The organism is Pseudomonas alkylphenolica (genome assembly GCF_016009175.1).
Taxonomy (GTDB): Bacteria; Pseudomonadota; Gammaproteobacteria; order Pseudomonadales; family Pseudomonadaceae; genus Aquipseudomonas; species Aquipseudomonas alkylphenolica_B.
This window is the reverse complement of sequence record NZ_JADUCM010000016.1, coordinates 19,387-42,269: the sequence shown is the minus strand read 5'-3', so window position 1 is coordinate 42,269 and position 22,883 is coordinate 19,387. Positions and strand designations below refer to the sequence as shown.

At 63.7% G+C, this 22,883-nt stretch carries 19 protein-coding genes and 1 riboswitch; of the genes, 12 read left to right on the top strand and 7 right to left on the bottom strand.

Translation table 11 applies throughout. The features are described from left to right. The first annotated feature begins 12 nt into the window (after window positions 1-12). From I5S59_RS15150 to osmE, 5 genes are all read left to right on the top strand, one after another. The gene (locus I5S59_RS15150) at window positions 13-570 is read left to right on the top strand and encodes a helix-turn-helix domain-containing protein (protein ID WP_197877354.1); all 558 of its coding nucleotides are present in this window, start codon (window positions 13-15) and stop codon (window positions 568-570) included. A 24-nt stretch (window positions 571-594) separates the two neighbouring features. After that, window positions 595-1,947, top strand: a complete 1,353-nt coding sequence (locus I5S59_RS15145; RefSeq protein WP_197877353.1) for a glutamine synthetase family protein — start codon at window positions 595-597, stop codon at window positions 1,945-1,947. A gap of 173 nt (window positions 1,948-2,120) precedes the next feature. Beyond that, entirely contained in the window at window positions 2,121-2,795 is a 675-nt protein-coding gene (locus tag I5S59_RS15140; protein WP_197877352.1) for a polysaccharide lyase family 7 protein, read from the top strand. Between the two features lie 36 nt (window positions 2,796-2,831). After that, entirely contained in the window at window positions 2,832-3,674 is an 843-nt protein-coding gene (gene yghU, locus I5S59_RS15135) for a glutathione-dependent disulfide-bond oxidoreductase (RefSeq protein ID WP_197877351.1), read from the top strand. Between the two features lie 157 nt (window positions 3,675-3,831). After that, window positions 3,832-4,194, top strand: a complete 363-nt coding sequence (osmE, locus tag I5S59_RS15130; protein ID WP_197877350.1) for an osmotically-inducible lipoprotein OsmE — start codon at window positions 3,832-3,834, stop codon at window positions 4,192-4,194. 55 nt (window positions 4,195-4,249) lie between these two features. On the opposite strand, the gene I5S59_RS15125 is transcribed toward osmE, so the two are convergent. After that, window positions 4,250-4,540 (bottom strand): hypothetical protein, encoded by a 291-nt coding sequence (locus I5S59_RS15125; RefSeq protein ID WP_197877349.1) that lies wholly within the window; start codon window positions 4,538-4,540, stop codon window positions 4,250-4,252. 320 nt (window positions 4,541-4,860) lie between these two features. Then, a riboswitch (guanidine-I (ykkC/yxkD leader) is annotated at window positions 4,861-4,961 on the top strand. 68 nt (window positions 4,962-5,029) lie between these two features. Here I5S59_RS15125 and I5S59_RS15120 point away from each other — a divergent pair. The 7 genes from I5S59_RS15120 to atzF all read left to right on the top strand — a co-directional run bounded on the left by I5S59_RS15120 (window position 5,030) and on the right by atzF (window position 14,617). Continuing rightward, entirely contained in the window at window positions 5,030-6,094 is a 1,065-nt protein-coding gene (locus I5S59_RS15120; protein ID WP_197877348.1) for a putative urea ABC transporter substrate-binding protein, read from the top strand. Between the two features lie 13 nt (window positions 6,095-6,107). Continuing rightward, a complete protein-coding gene (locus I5S59_RS15115) occupies window positions 6,108-6,923 on the top strand; it encodes an ABC transporter permease (RefSeq protein WP_197877347.1) in 816 nt (271 codons plus the stop codon). Next, window positions 6,920-7,708 (top strand): ABC transporter ATP-binding protein, encoded by a 789-nt coding sequence (locus I5S59_RS15110; RefSeq protein ID WP_197877346.1) that lies wholly within the window; start codon window positions 6,920-6,922, stop codon window positions 7,706-7,708. The genes I5S59_RS15115 and I5S59_RS15110 overlap by 4 nt, the downstream gene beginning before the upstream one ends. 4 nt (window positions 7,709-7,712) lie before the next feature. Beyond that, on the top strand, window positions 7,713-8,426 hold the full coding sequence (locus tag I5S59_RS15105) for an urea amidolyase associated protein UAAP1 (RefSeq protein WP_197877345.1): 714 nt from the start codon (window positions 7,713-7,715) through the stop codon (window positions 8,424-8,426). 11 nt (window positions 8,427-8,437) lie between these two features. Then, complete coding sequence (locus I5S59_RS15100) at window positions 8,438-9,064, top strand: urea amidolyase associated protein UAAP2 (RefSeq protein ID WP_197877344.1); 627 nt, start codon at window positions 8,438-8,440, stop codon at window positions 9,062-9,064. A 196-nt stretch (window positions 9,065-9,260) separates the two neighbouring features. After that, window positions 9,261-12,860 carry an urea carboxylase gene (uca, locus tag I5S59_RS15095; protein ID WP_197877343.1) on the top strand — a complete coding sequence of 1,200 codons (3,600 nt, stop codon included), beginning with the start codon at window positions 9,261-9,263 and terminating at the stop codon, window positions 12,858-12,860. After that, the gene (gene atzF, locus I5S59_RS15090) at window positions 12,857-14,617 is read left to right on the top strand and encodes an allophanate hydrolase (protein ID WP_197877342.1); all 1,761 of its coding nucleotides are present in this window, start codon (window positions 12,857-12,859) and stop codon (window positions 14,615-14,617) included. Before uca ends, atzF begins: the two co-directional genes overlap by 4 nt. 68 nt (window positions 14,618-14,685) lie before the next feature. Here the strand turns inward: atzF and I5S59_RS15085 are convergent, their stop codons facing one another. From I5S59_RS15085 to I5S59_RS15060, 6 genes are all read right to left on the bottom strand, one after another. Continuing rightward, window positions 14,686-15,939, bottom strand: a complete 1,254-nt coding sequence (locus I5S59_RS15085; RefSeq protein WP_197877341.1) for an OprD family porin — start codon at window positions 15,937-15,939, stop codon at window positions 14,686-14,688. A gap of 123 nt (window positions 15,940-16,062) precedes the next feature. Continuing rightward, window positions 16,063-18,243, bottom strand: a complete 2,181-nt coding sequence (locus tag I5S59_RS15080; protein ID WP_197877340.1) for a malate synthase G — start codon at window positions 18,241-18,243, stop codon at window positions 16,063-16,065. An 83-nt stretch (window positions 18,244-18,326) separates the two neighbouring features. After that, window positions 18,327-19,421, bottom strand: a complete 1,095-nt coding sequence (locus I5S59_RS15075; RefSeq protein ID WP_197877339.1) for a hypothetical protein — start codon at window positions 19,419-19,421, stop codon at window positions 18,327-18,329. A 23-nt stretch (window positions 19,422-19,444) separates the two neighbouring features. Continuing rightward, window positions 19,445-20,680, bottom strand: coding sequence for an MFS transporter (locus I5S59_RS15070; RefSeq protein WP_197877338.1), 1,236 nt, complete (start codon window positions 20,678-20,680; stop codon window positions 19,445-19,447). A gap of 77 nt (window positions 20,681-20,757) precedes the next feature. After that, window positions 20,758-21,912, bottom strand: a complete 1,155-nt coding sequence (locus I5S59_RS15065) for a DUF5624 domain-containing protein (RefSeq protein WP_197877337.1) — start codon at window positions 21,910-21,912, stop codon at window positions 20,758-20,760. Between the two features lie 57 nt (window positions 21,913-21,969). Next, window positions 21,970-22,866 (bottom strand): amidohydrolase family protein, encoded by an 897-nt coding sequence (locus I5S59_RS15060; RefSeq protein WP_197877336.1) that lies wholly within the window; start codon window positions 22,864-22,866, stop codon window positions 21,970-21,972. Window positions 22,867-22,883: the final 17 nt, after the last annotated feature.

The following is a 22,883-nucleotide window of genomic DNA, read 5'->3' as shown; positions in this document are numbered from 1 at the left end:
GAGGACAGCTCCATGGACATGCAGGATGAAATCGAAGGCCTGGCGATCCTGATCCGTGACCTGCGCAAACACCGCAACCTGACGCTGGGCGAACTGGCCCAGCGCATCGACCGCTCGGTGGGCTTTCTGTCCCAGGTAGAACGTGGCCTGTCGCGCCCGACCGTGGCCGACCTGACTGCCATCAGCGAAACCCTGGATGTGCCCACCACCTACTTCTACAACCTGAGCAAGCCGCGGGAAGTCGACTGGGTGACCCGTCCTGGCGAGCGGCGCACGCTTTACTACGCCAGCGGCATCACCGACGTGCTGGTCTCGCCCAAGCTCACCGGCGGCTTTTCGATGCTCGAGAGCCTGCTGGCCCCGGGCGCCAGCAGTGGTGAAGGCCACCTCGATGACAGCTCCGAGCAAGGCGGCTTTGTCCTCGAAGGCGAGCTGAGCATCTGGCTCGATGACAACCCCGAGCCGGTCACGCTCGGGGTCAATGACAGTTTTCAGCTACCGCCGCACAGCCAGTTCCGCTACGCCAACCTTACCGTACACACGACCCGGGTGCTCTGGGTATTCCGTTGAAAACAAGCCGCAGGATCGCACGTAATGACAACAACAAATGACTGCCCTGATCTGCTTAGTGAAGTTCGCGCGTTTCGCGCCAAGCATCCTCAGGTGCGTTATGTCGACTTGATCAGCCTGGACATTCCCGGGCATTTCTATGGCAAGCGCTACCCCATCGACATGCTTGAAAAAGTCGCCGCCGGCAGCCCGCTGAAACTCCCGCAGAACTGTGTGCTGCTGGGCGTGCAAGGCGGGCTGTTCCCGATCGGCGACTACTGCTTCAACGACGGTGACCCGGATGCGCCACGGCGCTTGATCCCCGGCACGCTGAAGCCGGTGCGCTGGGAAAACCAGCCACTGGGGCAAATGCTGATCAGCTCCGATGGCACCTCGGCGCCCATCGAGTTCGAGCCTCGGGAAGTGCTCGCCCAGGTGCTCAAGCGCCTGGAGAAACGCGGCATTCGCCCGGTGGTGGCGTTCGAACTGGAGTTCTACCTGTTCGACCGCAGCCTCAAGGACGGCCTGCCGCAGTTCCCCCGCGACCCGTTCAGCGATGACCCCGACGATCAGCCGAACATGCATATCGAACGCCTGTCACGGTACTCCGACGTGCTGCGTGAAATGGTCGAGGCAGCCAACGAACAAGGGGTGGACGCCAACGTCATCACCGCCGAACTGGGCCCCGGCCAGTTCGAAATCAACTTCGGCCACTGCGACGACGGCTTGCGTGCCGCCGACTGGGCGGCGCTGTTCTGCCGCAGCACCCGCGGCGTGGCGCTCAAGCACGGCATGCGCGCCAGCTTCATGAGCAAGCCTTACCTCGACGCACCGGGCAGCGGCATGCACGTGCATGTCAGCCTGTATGACCGCGACGGCAACAACCTGCTCGCCGCTGATCAGCAGCAACCCCTGCGCCATGCGGTAGCCGGCTGCCTGGAGCTGCTGCCGCACTGCATGCCGATCTTCGCCGCCAACCACAACGCCACCCGCCGCTACGGCGCTATGGTCAATGCCGCCAGCCGCGCGAGCTGGGGCTTCGAGGACCGCGATGCGTGCATTCGCATCCCCGAATCCGACCCGCGCAACCTGCGCATCGAGCATCGCCTGGCCGGTGCCGACGCCAACCCGTACCTGGTGCTGGCTGCGATCCTCAGCGGCATGGAACATGGCCTGGATGCCGCCCGCGAACCGATCGCCCCGCTCAACGAAGACCGCAGCAGCGGCATCGAATTTCCCAAGGACATGCTCAGTGCCGTCGCCGCCATGCGCCAGCCCCCGGTGGTCAACCAGGCGTTGGGCAGCGAGTTCGTGATGGTGTACTGCGAGAACAAGCGCCAGGACCACCTGGCCTTCATGCACGACGTCAGCGCCCGGGAGTACCGCTGGTTCATGTGATCAAGCCATAGTGGACAAGCCCGCCGTGTGCGGGCTTTTTCGCGGCAAGCTAATTTAATTTAGCTGCCAGCATTGACGAAAATTTAGCTTGCCGATAAGTTCGATTCCGCCTGCGACACATTTTGTCGCAGCGTACAGACACTCAGGTCTCACTTTTGTTCGGGAGAACATCCATGACCGTCAACATCGACAAGCTGATCATCACCACCCCGGTGGCCACCTCCGCCGCCGAACCTGTTGCCCTGGAGCTCACCGGCGCCCAGGCCCTGGCCCGTTTCCCCAAGGTCATCAGCACCCTCGCCGACGGCTCGGTGCGTTTCACCGCACCGACCAAGGGCGCCTCCAGCAAAAGCACGCACCGCACCCGTTGCGAATGGAAAGAAGCCCAGTACTGGACGCTGGCCAGTGCCGACCGCCATCGTTGCCACCAGGTCATGACCCTGACCCAGGTCAACCACGCGCAAAAGGTGGTGATCGCGCAGATGCACGTCAAAGACGATGACAGCCCGGTGCTCAAGGTGTTCTGGAACAAAGGCAAGATCACCTACGGCTTTCGCCCCAGCTTCAACCAGGCGGCCCCGGCCAGCGTCACCCTGCTGAGCAATGTGCCGTTGAACGCAGTGTTCGCCATCACCGTGCAGGTCAGTGACACCGGGGTGTTGACCCTGGAGGCCAAATGCAAGGGCATCAGCGCCAGCACCGGCTCGCTGCACATGAACAGCAACTGGAAAACGCAAACCTTCAATTTCCATGGCGGGGTCTACAACCAGGTCGACTACACCAGCGCCACCGCCGCCAGCGATGCCTCGGTGTGCGTGCTCAGTACCTTGCAGTTGCTGCACAGCTGAGCAACAGTACAGCCAGCCAATCAGGAGGATTACCCCATGAGCAAAGCTGCAGCCTATGTGCCACCCAAGGTGTGGACGCACGATGCCCCTTCGGGTGGCGAGTTCGCCAACATCAACCGGCCGGTGGCCGGGCCGACCCATGACAAGGTGCTGCCGGTGGGCAAACACCCGCTTCAGCTGTACTCGCTGGCCACGCCCAACGGCGTCAAGGTGACGATCCTGCTCGAGGAGCTGCTGGCGCTTGGCTGCAGCGCGGCCGAGTATGATGCCTGGCTGATCCGCATCAATGACGGTGACCAGTTCTCCAGCGGCTTTGTGCAGGTCAACCCCAACTCGAAGATCCCGGCCTTGCTGGACCGCAGCGTCGAGCCGCCGATCCGCGTATTCGAATCAGGCTCGATCCTGCTGTACCTGGCCGAAAAATTCGGCCACTTCCTGCCCGGCGACCCCGCCGGACGCACCGAAACCCTGAACTGGCTGTTCTGGCAAATGGGCGCGGCGCCTTACCTGGGCGGCGGCTTCGGGCATTTCTATGCCTACGCGCCGGAAAAGCTCGAATACCCGATCAACCGCTTCACCATGGAAGCCAAGCGTCAGCTGGACGTGCTCGACCGCCGCTTGAGCGACAGCACCTACCTGGCCGGTGACACCTACACCATTGCCGACATCGCGGTGTGGCCGTGGTATGGCCAGCTTGTTCGCGGCAACCTGTACGGGGCCGGCGAATTCCTCAACGTGCAGCAATACACCCACGTACGGCGCTGGGCAGAGGCTATTGCGCAGCGCCCTGCGGTGCTGCGTGGGCAACGGGTTAACCGCACCTGGGGCGACGAAGCCAGCCAGCTGCCGGAGCGGCACGCGGCGAGCGACCTGGACTGATTGCCTGTGCCCGGCGATGAACAGGCTCATCACCGGGCGCTGAGTCAGTCGGCTTGCTGTTGCCCGACCAACAGTTGCGGCTGCTTCCCACATCGACTTTACTTTTACTGATGTCCCCTGGTGTTTCTTCCCGACACTCTCCACCGGGAGCACTGCCATGAACAAACCTGTTTTCGCGCTGATCGCCGTGCTGTCAGCCGTAAGCGCCTGCTCGACCGATTCCTATGTCTATCGCAGCCAGCCCTTGGTCGCCAAGGTCGAAACCGGCATGAGCAAGGAGCAAGTCCTGCAAATTGGCGGCAAGCCCCTGACCGCCTCCGAGCGAACCGTGGTACCCGGTACCTGCTTCGACTACATGCTTACCCAGTCAGGTGAAAAGCAACCCTATAGCGTCAGCTTTGATGACGACGGGAAAGTGGATCACAAGAGCTTCATGACCTGTAACGAATGGAGTCGCGCCCAGCAAAAAAACAGGGAACCTCCTTCCAATATGGGGGGCATGGGCGGTGGCGGCTATTGAGGCAGGCCATGCTTGCGCTCAGTCGGAGCCGACCAGAGCGCAAGTCCCCTCGCCACTATCCCTTGACCTGGCAGATCCCGTTGGCTTTGTTCTTCCCGGTGTACGACACGCTCGCCGAACCATCGGGATTGATCGACAACGAGATGGTGACCCCGCTGCCCTTGGCTTCGAAATAGTTATCGTTGAATTTCTTCAGCTTGCTTTCCTTGCCGTTGATGTAAATCGGTCCTCCCTCATCGGCATGGACCTCGATGTTTCCCGGGCACGTGGCATTGACCAATGGAATGCCGGCATTGGCGAGGCCGGTGGCAGAAACCAGTAACGCGCCCAACAGCATTTTTTTCATCAAGACACCTCCCAGAATCGGTTTCGTACATCGTAGCTCATGCTGTGTGCTGGCATTGACCGGACCGGCGCTTGCGCCTCTCGCGCTGATCAACTCCGATCCCGCCCCTGCGCTCCCTTCAGGTGCGCCACGCACCAATTGAACGCACCACACTCGTTTAACCCGCCCGGCCCATTCGTCGTGCGACTCTCACCTCTCGTTCTGCGGGCCGCGTAATCAGGGCGCTGCAGCGTATTACCCGAGACGCCAGGCGTTTCTGGCATGCCTCTGGCATAGCACTGGGTGTGCAGGAGTAGCGAGCGCTATCGCACCACAATTCGTAAATGGTTGGCTAGGGTTCCGACTTGCGCAGGCAAGTGCCTGGACCGAGAGCTGACGACCTCCAGTTGAGGTTACACGGCGGGATAAAAGCCCGGGAGACAGAGACCACCCAACGCAATGGGCGGTCACGCTGCTCCTCGACCGTCTACCGCCAACTGGAGTCTTGCCATGCGAAAGCCACTGCTGACCGCGATCCTGACAGGCATCGTCCTGTTGACCAGCCTCTCTTCCAAGGCCGCCATCAAGAACGACTTCAACATCTGCTGGACCATTTACGCCGGGTGGATGCCATGGGAATACGCGGCGGCGCAGGGCGTCGTCGATAAATGGGCCGACAAATACGGCATCCGCATCAAGCTCACCCAGATCAACGATTACGTCGAATCGATCAATCAATACACCGCCGGCCAGTTTGACGGCTGCACCATGACCAACATGGATGCGCTGACCATCCCGGCTGCCGGCGGCGTCGACAGCACCGCGCTGATCATCGGCGACTTCTCCAACGGCAACGACGGCGTGGTGATCAAGGGCAGCGGTAAAACCCTGGCCGACCTCAAGGGCATGGACGTCAACCTGGTCGAGCTGTCTGTCTCGCATTACCTGCTGGCCCGCGCCCTGGACACGGCCGGGCTTCGCGAGCGCGACCTCAAGGTGGTCAACACCTCCGACGCCGATATCGCTGCCGCCTTCAACACCGATGACGTGCAGGCGGTGACCACCTGGAACCCGATGCTCGGCGACATCAACGCCCGGCCCGAGGTCACCCAGGTCTTCGACTCCAGCAAGATCCCGGGGGAAATCCTCGACCTGATGGTGGTCAACACCCAGACCCTGCACGACAACCCCGCACTGGGCAAGGCACTGACCGGCGCCTGGTACGAAGTCATGGCGCTGATGGCGCAAGACTCGCCCGCAGGCCAGGCGTCGCTTGAGCACATGGCCAAAGCCTCGGGTACCGACCTTGCCGGGTTCAAGCGCCAGCTCGCCACTACTCACCTGTTCGCCACCGCGCAAACCACCCTGGACTTCGTCAGCAGCGCGCAGCTGCCAGGCACCATGGAAAGGGTCGCTACGTTCTCCTTCAGCCACGGTTTGCTCGGCGCCAGCGCGCAGGACAGCGGCGCCGTCGGCATGCGCTTCGCCAAAGGCGTGACCGTCGGTGACCAGAGCAACCTCAAGCTGCGCTTCGATACCGACTACGTGCAAATGGCTGCCGACGGCACGCTGTGATCGAGGATTGGCCATGCGACTTTTGAATCGTCACCCGGATCGGTCCACGCGCCTGTTCCTGGTCATGCTGCCGTTTGCCCTGCTGCTCTGTGCCTACCTGATCGGCTCGGCGCAGCGGCTGGCCGACAACCCACGGGACAAGCTGCTGCCCAGCGCTGCGCAAATGAGCGAAGCGGTCAAGCAGATGGCCTTCACCGAAGACAAGCGCAGCGGCGCCTACCTGCTCTGGCAAGACACCGCATCCAGCCTCAAGCGGCTGGGCAGCGGGTTGCTGATCAGTGCCGCCCTCGGCCTGGGCCTGGGCGTGATCGCCGGCACGCTGCCGCTGTTCGCCGCGCCCCTGTCGCCGCTGATGGTGGTGGTCTCGATGGTGCCGCCGCTGGCGATCCTGCCGATCCTGTTCATCGTCTTCGGCTTGGGCGAGCTGTCGAAGGTGATGCTGATCGTCATCGGCATCACCCCGATTCTGGCCCGTGACCTGGAGCAGCGCGCCCGTGAGATCCCCACCGAGCTGCGCATCAAGGCCCTGACCCTCGGGGCCTCGACCTGGACCTACATCGTCCGCGTGGTGGTGCCGCAACTGGCCCCGCGTCTGCTGATTTCCCTGCGGCTGGTATTGGGCTCGGCCTGGTTGTTCCTGATCGCCGCCGAAGCGATTGCCTCGGAGGATGGCCTCGGCTACCGGATTTTCCTGGTGCGCCGCTACCTGGCCATGGACGTGATCCTGCCCTACGTGGTGTGGATCACTTTGCTGGCCTGGCTGACCGACTGGTCGCTGAAAACCCTCACCCGGCTCGCCTTCCCCTGGTACGAGGGAGCACGCCCATGAGCTTTATCGAAGTGCGCAACGTCTGGCAGCAATACGACGACCACGTGGTGCTCGAAGGCCTGAACCTGAGCATTGCCGAAGGCGAGTTCTGCACCATGGTCGGTGCCTCGGGCTGCGGTAAATCCACCTTCCTGCGCTTGTTGCTGGGCCAGGAACGGCCGAGCCGCGGGCAGATCCTGCTGGGTGGCCAGCCGTTGGCCGCCGAGCCCGACCCGAGCCGCGGCGTGGTGTTCCAGCGCTATTCGGTTTTCCCGCACCTGAGCGTGCTGGACAACGTCGCCATCGGCCTGGAACTGTCGCGCGCACCGCTGCTTGGGCGTTTGCGCGGCCGCCACAAGCGCGACGCGCGCGAGCAGGCGGCGAACCTGCTGGCCCGCGTGGGGCTGGGACCGGCGCAGCACAAATACCCGGCGCAACTCTCCGGCGGCATGCAGCAACGCCTGGCCATCGCCCAGGCGCTGATCATGAAACCGAAGGTGCTGTTGCTCGACGAGCCCTTCGGCGCCCTGGACCCCGGCATCCGCAAAGACATGCACGCCCTGCTCCTTGAGCTGTGGCAAGAAACCCGGCTGACGGTGTTCATGGTCACCCATGATCTCAGCGAAGGCTTCAGCCTCGGCAGCCGCCTGCTGGTGTTCGACAAAACCCGCTACGACCCGCACGCCCCCCACGCGTTTGGCTCACGGGTGACCTACGACCTGCCGCTGGCGAACAAAGCCCAGACACAGCCAAGCGCCGTCAAGGCCGCGCCCCTGCGCACACTTCAACCGCAACCAGGAATTTGACCCCATGACCGAAACGCATGTTTTTGCCGACGAACACCTGCCCGGTGGCGGGCATTTGTCCTTTGTCCTCAAGCGCGGGCAGCTGGTGCGCTTCACCGACCTGGAAGGCGGCGCCAATGTCAGCCTGATGCTGTTCAACGCCAACGAAAAAAGCGAACGCCTCAACCTGCCCGACACGCTCAAGTGCCAGCACACCGCCAAGCTCACCGCGGGCCATTGCCTGTACTCCGACATGGGCCGGGTGCTGGCCGCCATCACCCATGACACCTGCGGCTGGAGCGACAGCCTGGGCGGCGTGCTCAACGCCCAGGAGGTGACGGAAAAGTACGGCCAGGGCCGCTACCAGGAACGGCGCAATGCCTTCGTACGCAACGGCAACGACAACCTGCTGGTGGAGATGGGCAAGTGGGACCTGCAGCTGGCCGACCTGACCATGCCCCTCAACCTGTTCAGCCGGGTGGATGTCGACGCCCATGGCGGGCTGCACTTTGCCAGCGGCAACGCCAAGGCCGGTGACTACATCGAACTCTACGCGCCGATGGACACCCTGTTCGTGGTCACCGCGCTGCAGCATCCGCTGGACCCGGACACAGGTTACGCACCAAAGCCCGTGCACCTGCGCTTCGCCCAAGCCGACGCAGCGGTTGCCGAGCACTGCCGCACCTCGCGCCCGGAGAACGTGCGCGGTTTCATCAACACCCAACGCCTGTTTGCCTGAGGACCCGGACCATGAACCCTACCCTGCACGCCGACAGTGCTGTGTCGCAGTCGATCATTCCCGCGGGCGAGCCCTGGCTGACCGAAGTCAAAGCCGGGCAAACCCTGCGCATCCTCGACCTTGAGGGCAACCAGGCGATCGACACCTTGTTCTACAGCGCCACCAACCCGCGCGAGCGCTACGACGTCCAGCGCACCCTGCGCCGCCAGGGCAATGTCTACCTCGGTGCCGGCAGCGTGCTGTACTCGAACCTTGGCCGGCCGATGCTGACCATCACCGAAGACACTTGCGGCCGTCACGACACCCTCGGCGGCGCCTGTGCGCAGGAAAGCAACACCGTGCGCTATGCCCTCGACACGCGGCACATGCACAGCTGCCGCGACAACTACCTGCGCGCCTGCTGCCACGATGGCCGCCTGGGCAAACGCGACATCAGCCCGAACATCAATTTCTTCATGAACGTGCCGGTGACCCCGGAAGGCGGCCTGACCTTTGAAGACGGCATTTCCGAGGCTGGCAAGTACGTGCAGCTGCGCGCCGAGATGGACGTCATCGTGCTGATCTCCAACTGCCCGCAACTCAACAACCCCTGCAACGGCTACAACCCGACGCCAGCGGGGTTGCTGATATGGGACTGAAAGCATTGATCACCCGGCTGCGCCTGAGCCTGTTCGCAGCCTGCCTGTTCCGCAGTGGCCAGCGCCCTTCAAACCCTGCGGGTCGCCGCAGCGAGTGAACCTGACTGTTGTCCGGGGACGACCCTGAGACATTTACAAAACTGCGGGACGGCCCGCAACCCAGTCGGGGCCTTCAAGCGCCTCCAGGGGACGTGTCATGTTCAATACCTTACTGATCGCGAACCGCGGCGCCATTGCCTGCCGCGTACTGCGCACGCTGCGCGACCTTGGCATCAAGGGTGTCGCCGTCTATTCCGAGGCTGACATTGCCAGCCGCCACGTGGCCGAGGCCGACCAGGCACTGAGCCTGGGCGAAGGCGCAGCCGCCAGCACCTACCTGATGGTCGACAAGATCCTCGCCGCGGCAAAAGCCAGCGGCGCACAGGCCATTCACCCAGGCTATGGCTTTCTGTCCGAGAACGCCGCCTTCGCCGAAGCCTGCGCAGCTGCCGGCATCGCCTTCGTCGGCCCGACCGCCGAGCACTTGCGGGTATTCGGTTTGAAGCACACTGCCCGCGCCCTGGCACGTCAACAGGGTGTGCCGCTGCTGGAAGGCACCGACCTGCTGGACAGCATCGACGAAGCGCTCGCTGCTGCGGCACAGGTGGGCTACCCGGTCATGCTCAAGAGCACCGCCGGTGGCGGCGGTATCGGCATGCGCGTGTGCTACACCGCCGAAGAACTGCAAGAGGCCTTCGAGACGGTTAAACGCCTGGGCCAGAACAACTTCAGCGATGCCGGGGTGTTCATCGAAAAGTACATCCAGCGCGCCCGCCACCTGGAGGTGCAGGTGTTCGGCGACGGCGCCGGTGAGGTGCTGGCCCTGGGTGTTCGCGACTGCTCGGTGCAGCGTCGCAACCAGAAAGTGCTGGAAGAAACACCCGCGCCCAACCTGCCGGAAGGCATGGCCGAGGCCCTGTGCGCAGCCGCGGTAAAACTGGCCAAAGCGGTGAACTACCGCAGCGCCGGTACCGTCGAGTTTGTCTTCGACAGTGACGCACAGCGCTTTTACTTCCTCGAGGTCAACACCCGGCTGCAGGTGGAGCATGGCGTGACCGAGCAGGTCTGGGGCGTCGACCTGGTCGCCTGGATGATCCAGCTCGCGGCCGGCGACCTGCCGCCCCTCGCCACCTTGCGCGCCGGGCTTGCACCCAGCGGCCATGCGGTGCAGGCCCGGCTGTATGCCGAAGACCCGGGCAAGGCGTTTCAACCCAGCCCCGGGCTGCTCACCCATGTCGACTTTCCGCCTGCCGACGGCAAGGCGTTGCGCATCGATACCTGGGTGGAAGCCGGCTGCGAGATCCCCGCGTACTTTGATCCGATGATCGCCAAGGTGATCTGTTGGGCCGCCGATCGCCAACAGGCCTGCCAGCAACTCGACGATGCCCTCGCCCGCAGCGCGCTGTACGGTGTCGAGACCAACCGCAACTACTTGCGCCAGATCATTGCCGACGCCCCCTTTGCTTCCGGAACACCGTGGACCCGCTGCCTGGAAGGCCTGGTCTATCGCGCCGAGACCTTCGAAGTACTCAGCGGCGGCACGCAAACCAGCGTGCAGGACTACCCCGGCCGCCTCGGCTACTGGGCCGTGGGGGTACCGCCGTCAGGCCCCATGGACAGCCGCGCGCTGCGCCAGGGCAATCTGTTGCTGGGCAACCCCGAAGGGGCGGCGGGCCTGGAAATCACCATGAGCGGCCCCACCCTGCGATTCAACACCGATGCGGTGGTCTGCGTGACGGGTGCGGCATTACCGCTGGCAATCGACGGCCAGACTGCGCCGCTGAACACCGCCTTGTATGTCGGCCCGGGTTCGGTGCTGAGCCTGGGCAGCGTCAGCGGTGCCGGCGCGCGCAGCTACCTGTGCGTGCGCGGCGGCCTGCAGCTCCCGGACTACCTGGGCAGCAAGAGCACTTTCACCCTCGGGCAATTCGGCGGCCATGGCGGCCGGGCACTGCGCGCCGGAGACATCCTGCACCTGAACGCACTGACCGACTTCTCGTTCGGCCACGCACTCGACACCCCGCCCGCGCTCGAGCCGGTGCGTCAGGTCCGGGTGATCTATGGGCCGCACGCGGCACCGGAGTATTTCACCGAAGCCTACATCGCGACGTTTTTCGCCACCGACTGGGAAGTGCATTTCAACTCGAGCCGCACCGGTGTGCGCCTGATCGGGCCGAAACCCGAGTGGGTACGCGCCGATGGTGGCGAGGCCGGTCTGCACCCCTCCAACATTCACGACAACCCCTACGCCATCGGTGCTGTGGACTTTACTGGTGACATGCCGGTGATCCTCGGCCCGGACGGCCCGAGCCTGGGCGGGTTCGTGTGCCCGGTCACGGTCATCGAGGCCGACCTGTGGCAACTCGGCCAGCTCAAGGCCGGCGACAAGGTCCGCTTCATCCCCACCCCGCTGGCTGAAGCGCGCCAGCTGGCCACCCTGCCGGTCACCGCGCCCTTGAGCGCACCCGTGCTCGGCTGCCCGTTGCAGTCGCCAATCGTGCTGGACATCGGACAGGACGACACCCGCCTGGTCGCCCGCCTGGCCGGCGACACCCACCTGCTGCTGGAAATCGGTGCGCCAGAGCTGGACCTGGTGTTGCGCTTTCGTGGCCACGCGCTGATGCAGGCCCTCGAAGCCCGCGCACTCGAAGGCGTCATCGACCTGACCCCGGGGATTCGCTCGCTGCAGGTGCACTACCAGCCCGAGACCTTGCCACTGGAGGCATTGCTCGCCGTAGTCTCGGGGCACTGGCAAGCGGTATGCACTGCGCAGGACCTGCAGGTGCCCTCGCGCATCGTGCACCTGCCGCTGTCCTGGGATGACCCGGCCTGCCAGCTGGCGATCGAGAAGTACATGACCACCGTGCGCAAGGACGCCCCCTGGTGCCCGAGTAACCTGGAGTTCATCCGCCGCATCAACGACCTGCCGGACCTCGACGAAGTACAGCGTACGGTCTTCGACGCCAGCTACCTGGTGATGGGCCTGGGCGACGTCTACCTGGGCGCTCCGGTGGCAACGCCGCTGGACCCGCGTCACCGCCTGGTCACCACCAAATACAACCCTGCCCGTACCTGGACCGCAGAGAACTCGGTGGGCATTGGTGGCGCCTACATGTGCGTGTATGGCATGGAGGGACCGGGCGGCTACCAGTTCGTTGGCCGCACCCTGCAGATGTGGAACCGCTACCGTCAGGTCGACGCCTTCGATGGCAAGCCCTGGCTGCTGCGCTTTTTCGATCAGATCAGGTTCTACCCGGTCAGCGCCGAAGAACTGCTGACCATACGCCGCGATTTTCCGCTGGGCCGCTATCCGTTGGCGATCGAGCACAGCCAGCTGCGCCTGGCGGATTACCAGGCATTCCTGGCCCGCGAAAGCCAGGGCATCGACGCCTTCCGCAGCCAGCAGAAAAGCGCCTTCGAGGCCGAACGCCAACGCTGGATCGACAGCGGCCAGGCCCACTTCGAAAGCACCGAGGCGATGGCCCCGGCAGCCGACGAACTGCCCCTGCCTGCCGGTCATGCCGGGGTCGAAAGCCCGATTGCCGGCAACCTCTGGCAGGTGCAGGTTGCGCCGGGCGAGCAGGTCGCGCCCGGTGACACGCTGGTGGTGCTCGAGTCGATGAAAATGGAAATCCCGGTACTGGCAACCTGTGCCGGTACCGTGCGCGAGGTCCGCGTGGAGCCGGGTTCACCGGTACGTGCCGGGCAGACCCTTGTCGTTGTAGAAGCGCTTGTGAGCATTGGAGAACCCGCATGAACACCGACCTGCGCCTGAGTGTGCTGAAAGCCCGCTACCTCAGCGGTGAAACCACCGCTCGTGAGCTGATCCTGACCCTGCGCGAACGCGCCGAGCAGCTGAACCCGGACTATCGGATGTTCATCCACCTGCTCAGCGCCGAACAGCTTGAACCTTACCTCGCAGCACTTGAAACCCGTCGCCCGGAAGACCTGCCGCTGTATGGGGTGCCGTTCGCCATCAAGGACAACATCGACCTTGCCGGCATCCCGACCACCGCAGCCTGCCCCGCCTTTGCCTATGTACCGGAGCAATCCGCCACGGTGGTGCAACGGCTGATCGACCTGGGTGCCATCCCGCTGGGCAAGACCAACCTCGACCAGTTTGCAACGGGTCTGAACGGCACGCGCTCGCCCTACGGCGCGTGCCGCAACAGCGTGCACCCCGACTACCCGTCCGGGGGCTCCAGTGCCGGCTCGCCATTAACCGTCGCGCTCGGACTGGCAAGTTTCGCCCTGGGTACCGACACCGCCGGTTCCGGCCGGGTGCCGGCCGCCTTGAACAACCTGGTGGGCCTCAAGGCCAGCAAAGGGCTGCTGTCCACGGCGGGTGTGGTCCCGGCGTGCCGGACCCTCGATTGCGTCACCACCTTCACCGCCACCGCCGAGGAAGCCAGCGCACTGCTGGCACTGATCGCCCAGGTTGATACGGCGGACGCCTACAGCCGCGGCAATCCGGGCTGGAACCAGGGCGCAAGCTTTGGCGACCTGCGACCGTTCCGGTTTGGCGTACCGGCCACCGAACAGCTGGAGTTCTTCGGCTGCAGCGAAGGCCCGGCGTTGTTCGCTGCTGCGGTCGAACGGCTCAAAGCCCTGGGCGGCGAGGCCGTGAACATCGATCTGTCGCCCTTCCTGGAAGCCGCGCGTCTGCTCTACGAAGGCCCGTGGGTGGCCGAGCGCTACAGCGTGGTGGGCGCCTTGGCCCAGCGCCAGCCCGAGGCACTGTTGCCGGTGATCCACGCGGTGCTGCGCAAGGCGCCTGAAGTTTCAGGAGTGGATACCTTCCGCGCCCAGTACCGTCTGCAGGCGCTCAAGGCCGAATGCGACCGGATCATGGCCGACCTCGATTGCGTACTGACCCCGACCATCGGGCGGCCGGTAACGTTGGCTGAACTGCAAGCAGAGCCGGTACTGCGCAACGCCGAGCTTGGCTACTACACCAACTTCATGAACCTGCTCGACTATGCGGCCGTGGCTGTGCCGAGCGCGCTCATGGCCAACGGCTTGCCGTGGGGCGTGACGCTGTTCGGGCGCGCCTTCACCGATCAGTACCTGCTCAGCGTCTCGCATGCCTATCAAGGTGGTGCGCCTGTGGGTCGCCCGGCGCGCAACGACCGCTCGCGGATCGTTGTCTGTGGTGCACACCTGGCCGGGCTGCCGCTGAACGGCCAGCTTACCCAGCGTGCTGGCCGGTTGATCGAGGCTACTGAAAGCGCGCCGCACTATCGCCTGTACGCCCTGCCCGGCGGCGCCGTGAAGCGTCCGGGCATGGTCCGGGTGAAAGACGGCGTGGCGATTGCTGTCGAGGTGTGGGAGATCCCGAGTAGCGAACTGGGTTCGTTCCTTGAAGGTATCCCGGCGCCCCTGGGGCTGGGGAAAGTTCAGCTGGCGGATGGACGCTGGGAAACCGGTTTCATCTGTGAGGGCAGCGGCCTTGAAGGGGCCGTGGACATCAGCGCCTGGGGTGGTTGGCGGGCCTGGCTGAACAGCCAGGTGTAGAACCCGGCTGCCTGTGACGACTCAGTGGCACCCGTCGCCAGGACGGGTGCGCTGATGCTTTTGTGAACTCAGAGCAGCGACAACGGGTAGGTGACAATGACGCGGTTCTCGTCGAAGTTGTAATCCATCCAGTCGCGCCTTGCGGTGTTGTTGCGCCAGCGCACACCCAGGTTCTTCAGGGGGCCGCTCTGGATGACGTAGCCCACCTCGAGTTCCCGCACCCACTCCTTGCCATTGCTGTTGTCGCCAGCGTTGACGTGGTCGCCACTGATGTAGCGCCCCATGAAAAAGGCGCCCGGCACACCCAGTCCGGCAAAGTTGTAGTCATAACGGACTTGCCAGGACCGTTGCCCTGCCGCATCGAACTTGCTGCTGTAGCTATGGTTGGCGAGGTACTCGCCATCCGAGGAGGTCACGTCGACGGTCATCCAGTCGCTGCTGCCCTCCAGTTTCTGCAATCCGACGTAGAACGTGTGTGTCTTCAGCCGCGCAGAAAGCAACCCCGAGTACGTGCGGTTATCCAGGTCGCCGGCCTTCGCGCTGCCGTCCTCACGCCCGATGTAGAAACCCAGGCGTGCCCCCAACTCCCAGTCGCCAACATCCTGGAAGTGTTTGAACTGAATGTACTCCTGGCTGTAGATGTCCTTGAGCTGGGCATGCCAGAGCCCGACCAGGCTCTTGCCGCCATTGAAGGCGTATTCGCCAGCGGCGAAATTGAACTGGTCGCTGGTGGCGCCGAAGGCAGGCAGGTCTTCCATGCTGGCGTCGTCGCGCTGGCTGGTTTGTGTGAAGCGTCCGCCCATCAGGGTCAGGCCATCCACTTCCGTGGAGGTGACCTGCGCGCCCTTGAAAGTCTGCGGCAAGGTCCGGCCGTACTCATCCGCATAGAGAACCGGCAATTGCGGTACCCATTCACCGACCTTGAGTTCGGTGCTCGATACCTTGGCCTTGGCGGCCACGGCCAGTCGGCCGAAGTTGTCGGCCTGTCGACCGTCATCGTGGATCGGCAACAAACTGGTGCCCCCGGTGCCGCGGCCGCCGTCGAGTTTGACGGCGAACAGCCCGCGCACATCCAGGCCGAACCCCACGGGCCCCGGGGTGAAGCCTGAGCTGGTGTCGAGCATGAACGCCTGGGTCCACGCCTGGGCCTTGCCCTGGCGCGCGTCGTTCACATAGTTGCGGGTAATGAAGTAATTGCGCAGGGACAGGCGTGCCTCGGCATCCTCGATGAAGCCCCCTGCATGGGCATGACCACCCAGGCCCAGCAGGGGAAGGAGGAAGACCAAGGTTGAACGCGGCGGCAATGGTTGGCCTTGTTTCATGGTGATGTACCTCTTCTTGTCGTTTTTGTCGGTGCATGAAATCCCTCCGCGAAATCGCGGAGTAAGCGGGATGGCTTGGGTAATGAAGTCCGGCTGCAGGCAGGCCGGATCAGGCTGGGAGGATCACCCGGCCTTCAATCTGGCCTTGAGCTCAAGGCGCTTTCGGTGCAGCACAGGCTCGGTGTAACCATTGGCCTGGCGTGTGCCGTCGAGGACCAGTTCCAGGGCGGCCTGGAACGCGAGGTTGTCGGCAAAGCCGGTCGCCATCGGGCGGTACAGCGGGTCGCTGGCATTCTGACGGTCCACCACCACGGCCATACGTTCCAGGCTGTTGACGACCTGCGCCTGACTGACCACGCCATGGCGCAGCCAGTTGGCCAGCAGCTGGCTGGAGATTCGCAGGGTGGCACGGTCTTCCATCAGGCCGACGTCGTTGATGTCCGGTACTTTGGAGCAACCGATGCCCTGGTCGATCCAGCGCACCACAAAGCCGAGAATGCCCTGGGCATTGTTGTCCAGTTCGTCCTGGATCTCCTGCCTGTTCCAGCGGGTATCTGGCGCCAGCGGGATGCTCAGGATGTCATCCAGCGAAGCCGGCGTGCGCCTGGCCAGTTCGGCCTGACGGGCAAACACGTCGACCTGGTGATAGTGCAACGCATGCAGGGTGGCGGCGCTGGGCGAAGGAACCCAGGCGGTGTTGGCGCCCGCCAGCGGGTGAGCGATTTTCTGCTCGAGCATGGCGGCCATCAGGTCCGGCATGGCCCACATACCCTTGCCGATCTGCGCCTTGCCTTGCAGGCCGACGGCCAGGCCGATATCGACGTTATTGTCCTCATAGGCACCCAGCCATTGCTCACGTTTCATCGCTGCTTTGCGTACCATGACGCCGGCTTCCATCGAGGTGTGGATCTCATCGCCGGTGCGGTCGAGAAACCCGGTGTTGATGAACACCACGCGCTCGCTGGCGGCCTTGATGCAGGCTTTGAGGTTGACCGACGTACGCCGTTCCTCGTCCATGATGCCGACCTTCAGGGTGTTGCGCGGCAGGCCAAGCACGTCTTCGACCCGGGCGAAAATTTCCACGGCGAAGGCGACTTCCTCCGGGCCGTGCAGCTTGGGTTTCACGATGTACACCGAGCCCGTGCGGCTGTTCTTTCGCCCCGTGTTGCCATTGCGGTTGTGCAGCGCGATCAGGCTGGTGAACAGTGCATCCTGAATGCCTTCTGGCACTTCATTGCCCGCCGCATCGAGTATCGCGGTGTTGGTCATCAGGTGGCCGACATTACGCACAAACAGCAGCGAGCGGCCATGCAGGCTGAGCACAGAACCGTCGGCGCGGGTGTATTCGCGGTCCGGGTGCAAGGTGCGGGTGAAGGTCAGGCTGCCTTTGCTGACCGTTTCAGCCAGGTCCCCCTTCATCAAGCCCAGCCAGTTGCGGTAAACCAGCACTTTGTCGTCGGCATCGACGGCAGCAACCGAGTCTTCACAGTCCATGATGGTGGTCAGTGCGGACTCCATCAGTATGTCTTTTACTCCGGCGGCGTCGTTCTGGCCGACGAGGCTGCTCGGGTCGACCTGAATGTCCAGGTGCAGGCCGTTGTGCTTGAGCAACACCGCCGTTGGCTGGGAGGCATCGCCCTGAAACGCAATAAACTGGGCGGCATTCTTCAGGCCAACGGCGTTGCCATCGTTAAGGCTTGCTGCGAGCTGGCCATGCTTCACCGCGTAGGCACACGCGTCGGCGTGAGAAGCGCCTTGCAGCGGCACCGCCTGGTCCAGGAAGGCACGGGCGAACGCGATCACCTTGTCGCCACGGGCCTTGTTGTAGCCCTCGCCCTTTTCGGCGCCCCCCTCTTCGCTGATAGCGTCGGTGCCATACAGGGCATCGTACAACGACCCCCAACGGGCATTGGCCGCGTTCAGGGCGAATCGGGCGTTCATTAACGGCACAACCAGTTGCGGGCCCGCCATACGAGCAATTTCATCGTCGACCTGTGCAGTCGTCACCTTGAAGTCGGCCGGCTCCGGTAGCAGGTAACCGACGTCCTGAAGAAACGCCTTGTAAGCCTGCGCATCATGCACCTGGCCGGCACGCGCCTGATGCCAGGCATCGATGTTGGCCTGCAGCGTGTCGCGTTTTACAAGGAGGGCTTTATTTTTCGGCGCCAGGTCATGAATGACAGCTTCTACACCGGCCCAGAAGCGGTCGGTGGCAATACCGGTTCCGGGAATCGCTTCGTTGTTGATGAAATCGAACAGCACGCTGGCGACCTTGAGATTGCCAACCTGTTGGTAACGGGTCATGACTGCTTTCCCCTTTTTCGGGCAAGACCTTACCGGGCCGGCCCCTTGGGACCGGCTGTAAGGGTGAGTGATAAATGGGCGACTCAGACGTCCAGGCGGTAAACCTGGCAGTCGTTGCTGAAGCGCACCTGCGGGCTCAGGCTGTTGGCCACCACCAGGTGGGGATGACCATCGGCCAGAAACCAGGCCGCCGAGGTGCCGCCGTGGGTGGTGAACCCGGCCACCTTGTGAAAGCGGTCCTTTCGCCAGTGAAACAGCTCGGACTCCTGAACCGTCTGTGGCGCTTCGCGGCCACCGGTGATGAACGCGACACGGGCAAGGTAACGCTGGCCCTCATGTTCCAGCAGGGCCAGTTCGCGGCCGCCGGGGCCGCCAAGGTCCTGGCGCAGGTCGAAGCCCTGGTCGGAAAAAGTGCCGAGCACGGTCCGGCCGGAAATGCTCGCGAACACCCCGAGCAGCTCTCCCTCCACGTCGAAGAAGGCAAAGGCCCGCCCGCCCTCTTCCGCCATTTCCAGCCAGGGCTCGAAACGGCCATCACGCCACTCCAGCACCGGTGAATGCAACAGGTGGTCGGCGTAGGCGAGAAAATGCCGCCCACGGTGCTCGACGTGGGTCCAGTTGTAGCCCCAGCGCCCTTCAAGCACCTGGAACACCTCGAAGTCTTCACCGTTCCAGCGGTAGATACGCGAGGTGGCCGGGTGGTGGGTTTCCAGCCCCGGCACGAGGATGCCCTGGGCCAGAGCCAGGTAGTGCTGCCCTTCGATCTCGAAGTGCCGCCACTGCTTGGCGCCGAAACTTTCCACGTGCTGGAATGCCAGCCAACGATCGTCGTCACGCGTGTAGATCACCGACTCGACATCGTGCTGATAAGGGCCGATACCGCTGCGGATGTTGGCAATCGCCAGGAACTGACGGCCATCGATGACGAAATACTCGGCATCTTCAGCGCCAAAAGAAGGTATGTCGTCCACTGGCGTGAACCCCGCCGCTGCCCACTGGTACAGCCGCGTGGCTACGTTGCTGTCGCCGGCATGCATCCCGGGCGACTCACCGGGTATGTCACGGGCGAACTGGGCCACCGCCAGGTAAAGCTGGTCGGCCATGTGAAACGGCTGTACGCACCGGGCGCAATGGGTCGGCAGCTGCTGCACAGGTACAAGGATGGGCTCGCGTGTCATGTCAATGCTCCTTGGGCGATGCCTCAGCGGGCCTCGTCCGCCTCCCGTGGGCGCAATACTTCGGCACTGGCCACGGCCATGGCGGCCACAGCCACCGGAATGGCGGCAATCAGGTACATGTAGGTCCAGGGCAGTTCCATGCTCAGCAGCAGGCCACCGATCATCGGGCCGGCGATGGAGCCGATCCGGCCGATGCCCATCAACGCCCCCACGCCCGCACCACGGACCGACGCCGGGAACAACCGGGCTGCCATGGCCGGCAGGATCAGTTGCCCGCCAATGACACCGAAGCCGGCAAAGAAGAACGCGATCACTGCCAGCGCCGTGCTCTGCAGGCTGGCGCCGATGGCGCACACCACCAGGGTGCCGACCAGCAGGAAGCACGCAGCGCACGTGAAGGGGCTGCGGCGGCCCACCAGGGTAGCGATGAGCAATGCCCCGACAATGCCGCCGATATTCACCGACAGGCTGGCGGTGTCGGCCTTGTGCAGGTCCATTCCGGTGAGGTGCAGCACGGTCGGTGTCCAGCTGACCATGAAGTAGGTCACCGTCATTACGCAAAAGGCGGTGATCCACAGCATCACCGTGGCCGGGCCGCGGCCATCGGCGAACTGTTTGCCAAGCGTCGAGAACGGTGATTGCGCATGCCGGCCGGCGCCGGGTTCTGAAGCCGGTACCAGGAAGGTGGTCAACAGGATGCAGACTATGGCGGCTACGCCACCGACGATGAAGATTGCCGGCCAGTCGAAGCGGGTCAACAGAAATGCCGTGATCCCGCCACCGACCACGGCGCCGATCGGAAACCCGAGAAACATCGCGGTCACCATGGAGGTGCGGCGACTGGCCGGCACGTTTTCCGCCGTCAGCGCGGTGATGCAGGGGATTGCCCCACCCAGCCCGAGGCCGGCAAACAGGCGGTAGATCATCAGCTCACCGGGCGATCCGGCCTGTGACCCCAACAGGGTGAAGGTTGCAATGATCAGCAGCGAAGCGATCAACGCGCGTTTGCGGCCGATCCGGTCGGAAATCGGCCCCATGCAGAAGCCACCGAACACCGCGCCCAGGTAGCCGATGCCAAAGAGCTTGCCCATGCCACCGTGGCTCAGGTCCCAGGTCTGGCTGAGCAAGGGTGCAATGTAAGCCAGCATCAGGGTGTCGAAGCCGTCGACCATGGCGACCACGAAACAGACGATGATCACGCGCAGTTGCTGGGCGCCGAGCGCCTCGGTAGCAGAGATATCAAGAGCAGATGTGGACATGTTGCCTCCTGGCGCTGCTCCATGTGGGGCAGCCCTTATTGTTATTGTCGAAGGAAGACCGGCGGAGCCGGCTGGGCTCAGCGCTCGATGGGCGGATACTCGATGTGGGTGAAACCGGGAATCTCCAGCAACTCCGGGCGGTTGCCGTTGGCACGCAACTGGTCGATGAGCAGGTCCGCAACCGAGTTCGAGAGCAACTGGGTGGGGTCTTCCATGATCCTGCGCAACCGCGCGGCCATTCCAGCCGAGTCCTCACGGTTGGCCAGCGCTGGCATGTCGCTCATGCGCAGCGCTTCTGCGCGTGTCTCCATCGAACCATGGCCAGGGAACATCAGACGCGAGACTTCGACGCTGGCACGGGTGTTCAGCCAGAGCTTGCGGTACTGCGTCTCCAGCTCGGCCATCTTCACCGGATCGGCCTCCATACCCGCCTCAAATGCCGGTGCGTAGGGCGCAAGGTAGACCTGCTCAGGGCCGACAACGCCATCGGAGGCCGCCCAGATCAGGTGGCAGGCATTGTTCGAGCCCCAGGTGAGGCCTGCGGTCGGCCGCCCGGACTGGCCGCTGAGCACCACCATCAGCTGCTCCCAGTGACTGACATGCTCCCGCAGCCAGCCGGTAATGCGCACGATGACATCCATGAAGGCCAGGCAGAAGGTGGCGAACATCAAGTGGTTCAGCGGCACCGGGACTGCCGGATTGGCAGTGGGCTCCAGGTACTCCCGGCGCAGAATCTCCGGGTCGAGTGCCGTGGGGTCGCGCAATACCCGTTGCAGGTAGTCGATGGAGACCCGGCAGAGGTAGTCGGTCATCCGCGCGACCTGCTCCTCCTGGCCCGCAAAGCTGCCCACGGCCACATAGTCACGCCAGAATGCGCTGCTGTTGCGTGCCCGCACTTCAAGGGTACGTTGCAACAGGCGTTCAGCATCAACTCGCCAGGCATCCGCATGAGGCTCCAGGGCATACATGCGGCCAAGGTAGGCGAAGGCCAGCGGCAAATGGGAGATTGCGGTCAACTCGATGAACCCCCGGGTACGGCGCCGGAAGCTTTCCACCAAGGGTGCGGCGCCGCTGCCAGGAAACAGCGCGACATCCGAGCCGGCATACACCAGCAACGGATCGCCGGCACGCTGACGGGCCATGCAGGCGGTCAGGTGCTGCCCCGTACTGTCGGCGTCGGAGGTAAAGGCCTGAAACAGTGAAGCGAACGCAGGATCGGGCATATAGGTCATGGTGCAATCCTTGTGGCACCTGTCGATGCAAGTGCCTTTGTTGTTCTGGGTCGGGTGTCACTTGTCGAAATCGAACAGTACCTGCGGGTTGTCTACCAGTATCGCCTTGATCACTTCCGGGTCGTCGGTCCACTGCCCGAGCAGGTTCAGCAACTCGCCGGTATCACGCCCGGAGTCCGGAATGTGTGGCCAGTCCGAGCCCCAGATCACACGGTCCGGCGCGGCGGCGATAATCGCCTTGGCCATGGGCGCCACCACGTCCAGGCTACGTTTTTTCGCAATACGGTACGGCGCACTGAGCTTGAGCCAGCAGTAACCGGTCTTCAACACTTCCAGCAGTTGGGCAAAATCGTCCGCACCCAACCCGTCCTCTTCGAGCATGTAGCCCATGTGGTCAATGACAAAGGGCGTGCGCAGCGTAGCGAAGAAAGGAATCAGGTTCTTCACCACCCAACCCGGAACGTAGAACTGCAGGTGCCAGCCCCGCGCAGCAATACGCTCGGCCATGCGCAGGATGTAGGCCTGGATGGCTTCGGTGGACAGGTTCGAGCGTTTGAACAGGTCCAGACGCAGGGCGCGCACGCCGGCGCGGTGCAGCTCATCCAGCGCGGTTTCACTGACGTCTTCCTCCACCATCGCCACACCGCGAACATGCCCGCCGAGACGGTTCAGGGTGTCCACCATGCAACGGTTATCGGTGCCATAGAAGCTCGGCTGGACGATGACGTAGCGCGACAGACCGAGGTAGCCGATCAGGCGTTCGAAGTGCTCCACATCGCCTTCGGGCAAGGTGTAATGCGGATGCGTCACGCAGGGGTACTGCTCGAGCGCGGCGAACACGTGCATGTGGGCATCACAGGCACCGGCTGGCACCTGAAAGGTCGGCCGGCTGTTGGTTTGCAGCTCGCGCATGGGTTGAGAGATCAGGGGTTCTTCCTGAACGGCATTGTTCATGGTTGCAACTCCGCAGA

Bases quoted from the DNA above. Each gene is read 5' to 3' on its own strand.
- I5S59_RS15075 (WP_197877339.1), bottom strand. From the start codon at position 19,421: ATGACACGCGAGCCCATCCTTGTACCTGTGCAGCAGCTGCCGACCCAT.
- atzF (WP_197877342.1), top strand. From the start codon at position 12,857: ATGAACACCGACCTGCGCCTGAGTGTGCTGAAAGCCCGCTACCTCAGC.
- I5S59_RS15080 (WP_197877340.1), bottom strand. From the start codon at position 18,243: ATGACCCGTTACCAACAGGTTGGCAATCTCAAGGTCGCCAGCGTGCTG.
- I5S59_RS15140 (WP_197877352.1), top strand. From the start codon at position 2,121: ATGACCGTCAACATCGACAAGCTGATCATCACCACCCCGGTGGCCACC.
- I5S59_RS15115 (WP_197877347.1), top strand. From the start codon at position 6,108: ATGCGACTTTTGAATCGTCACCCGGATCGGTCCACGCGCCTGTTCCTG.
- I5S59_RS15060 (WP_197877336.1), bottom strand. From the start codon at position 22,866: ATGAACAATGCCGTTCAGGAAGAACCCCTGATCTCTCAACCCATGCGC.
- I5S59_RS15105 (WP_197877345.1), top strand. From the start codon at position 7,713: ATGACCGAAACGCATGTTTTTGCCGACGAACACCTGCCCGGTGGCGGG.
- uca (WP_197877343.1), top strand. From the start codon at position 9,261: ATGTTCAATACCTTACTGATCGCGAACCGCGGCGCCATTGCCTGCCGC.
- I5S59_RS15100 (WP_197877344.1), top strand. From the start codon at position 8,438: ATGAACCCTACCCTGCACGCCGACAGTGCTGTGTCGCAGTCGATCATT.
- I5S59_RS15070 (WP_197877338.1), bottom strand. From the start codon at position 20,680: ATGTCCACATCTGCTCTTGATATCTCTGCTACCGAGGCGCTCGGCGCC.
- I5S59_RS15145 (WP_197877353.1), top strand. From the start codon at position 595: ATGACAACAACAAATGACTGCCCTGATCTGCTTAGTGAAGTTCGCGCG.
- yghU (WP_197877351.1), top strand. From the start codon at position 2,832: ATGAGCAAAGCTGCAGCCTATGTGCCACCCAAGGTGTGGACGCACGAT.
- I5S59_RS15110 (WP_197877346.1), top strand. From the start codon at position 6,920: ATGAGCTTTATCGAAGTGCGCAACGTCTGGCAGCAATACGACGACCAC.
- I5S59_RS15150 (WP_197877354.1), top strand. From the start codon at position 13: ATGGACATGCAGGATGAAATCGAAGGCCTGGCGATCCTGATCCGTGAC.
- I5S59_RS15120 (WP_197877348.1), top strand. From the start codon at position 5,030: ATGCGAAAGCCACTGCTGACCGCGATCCTGACAGGCATCGTCCTGTTG.
- osmE (WP_197877350.1), top strand. From the start codon at position 3,832: ATGAACAAACCTGTTTTCGCGCTGATCGCCGTGCTGTCAGCCGTAAGC.
- I5S59_RS15125 (WP_197877349.1), bottom strand. From the start codon at position 4,540: ATGAAAAAAATGCTGTTGGGCGCGTTACTGGTTTCTGCCACCGGCCTC.
- I5S59_RS15085 (WP_197877341.1), bottom strand. From the start codon at position 15,939: ATGAAACAAGGCCAACCATTGCCGCCGCGTTCAACCTTGGTCTTCCTC.
- I5S59_RS15065 (WP_197877337.1), bottom strand. From the start codon at position 21,912: ATGACCTATATGCCCGATCCTGCGTTCGCTTCACTGTTTCAGGCCTTT.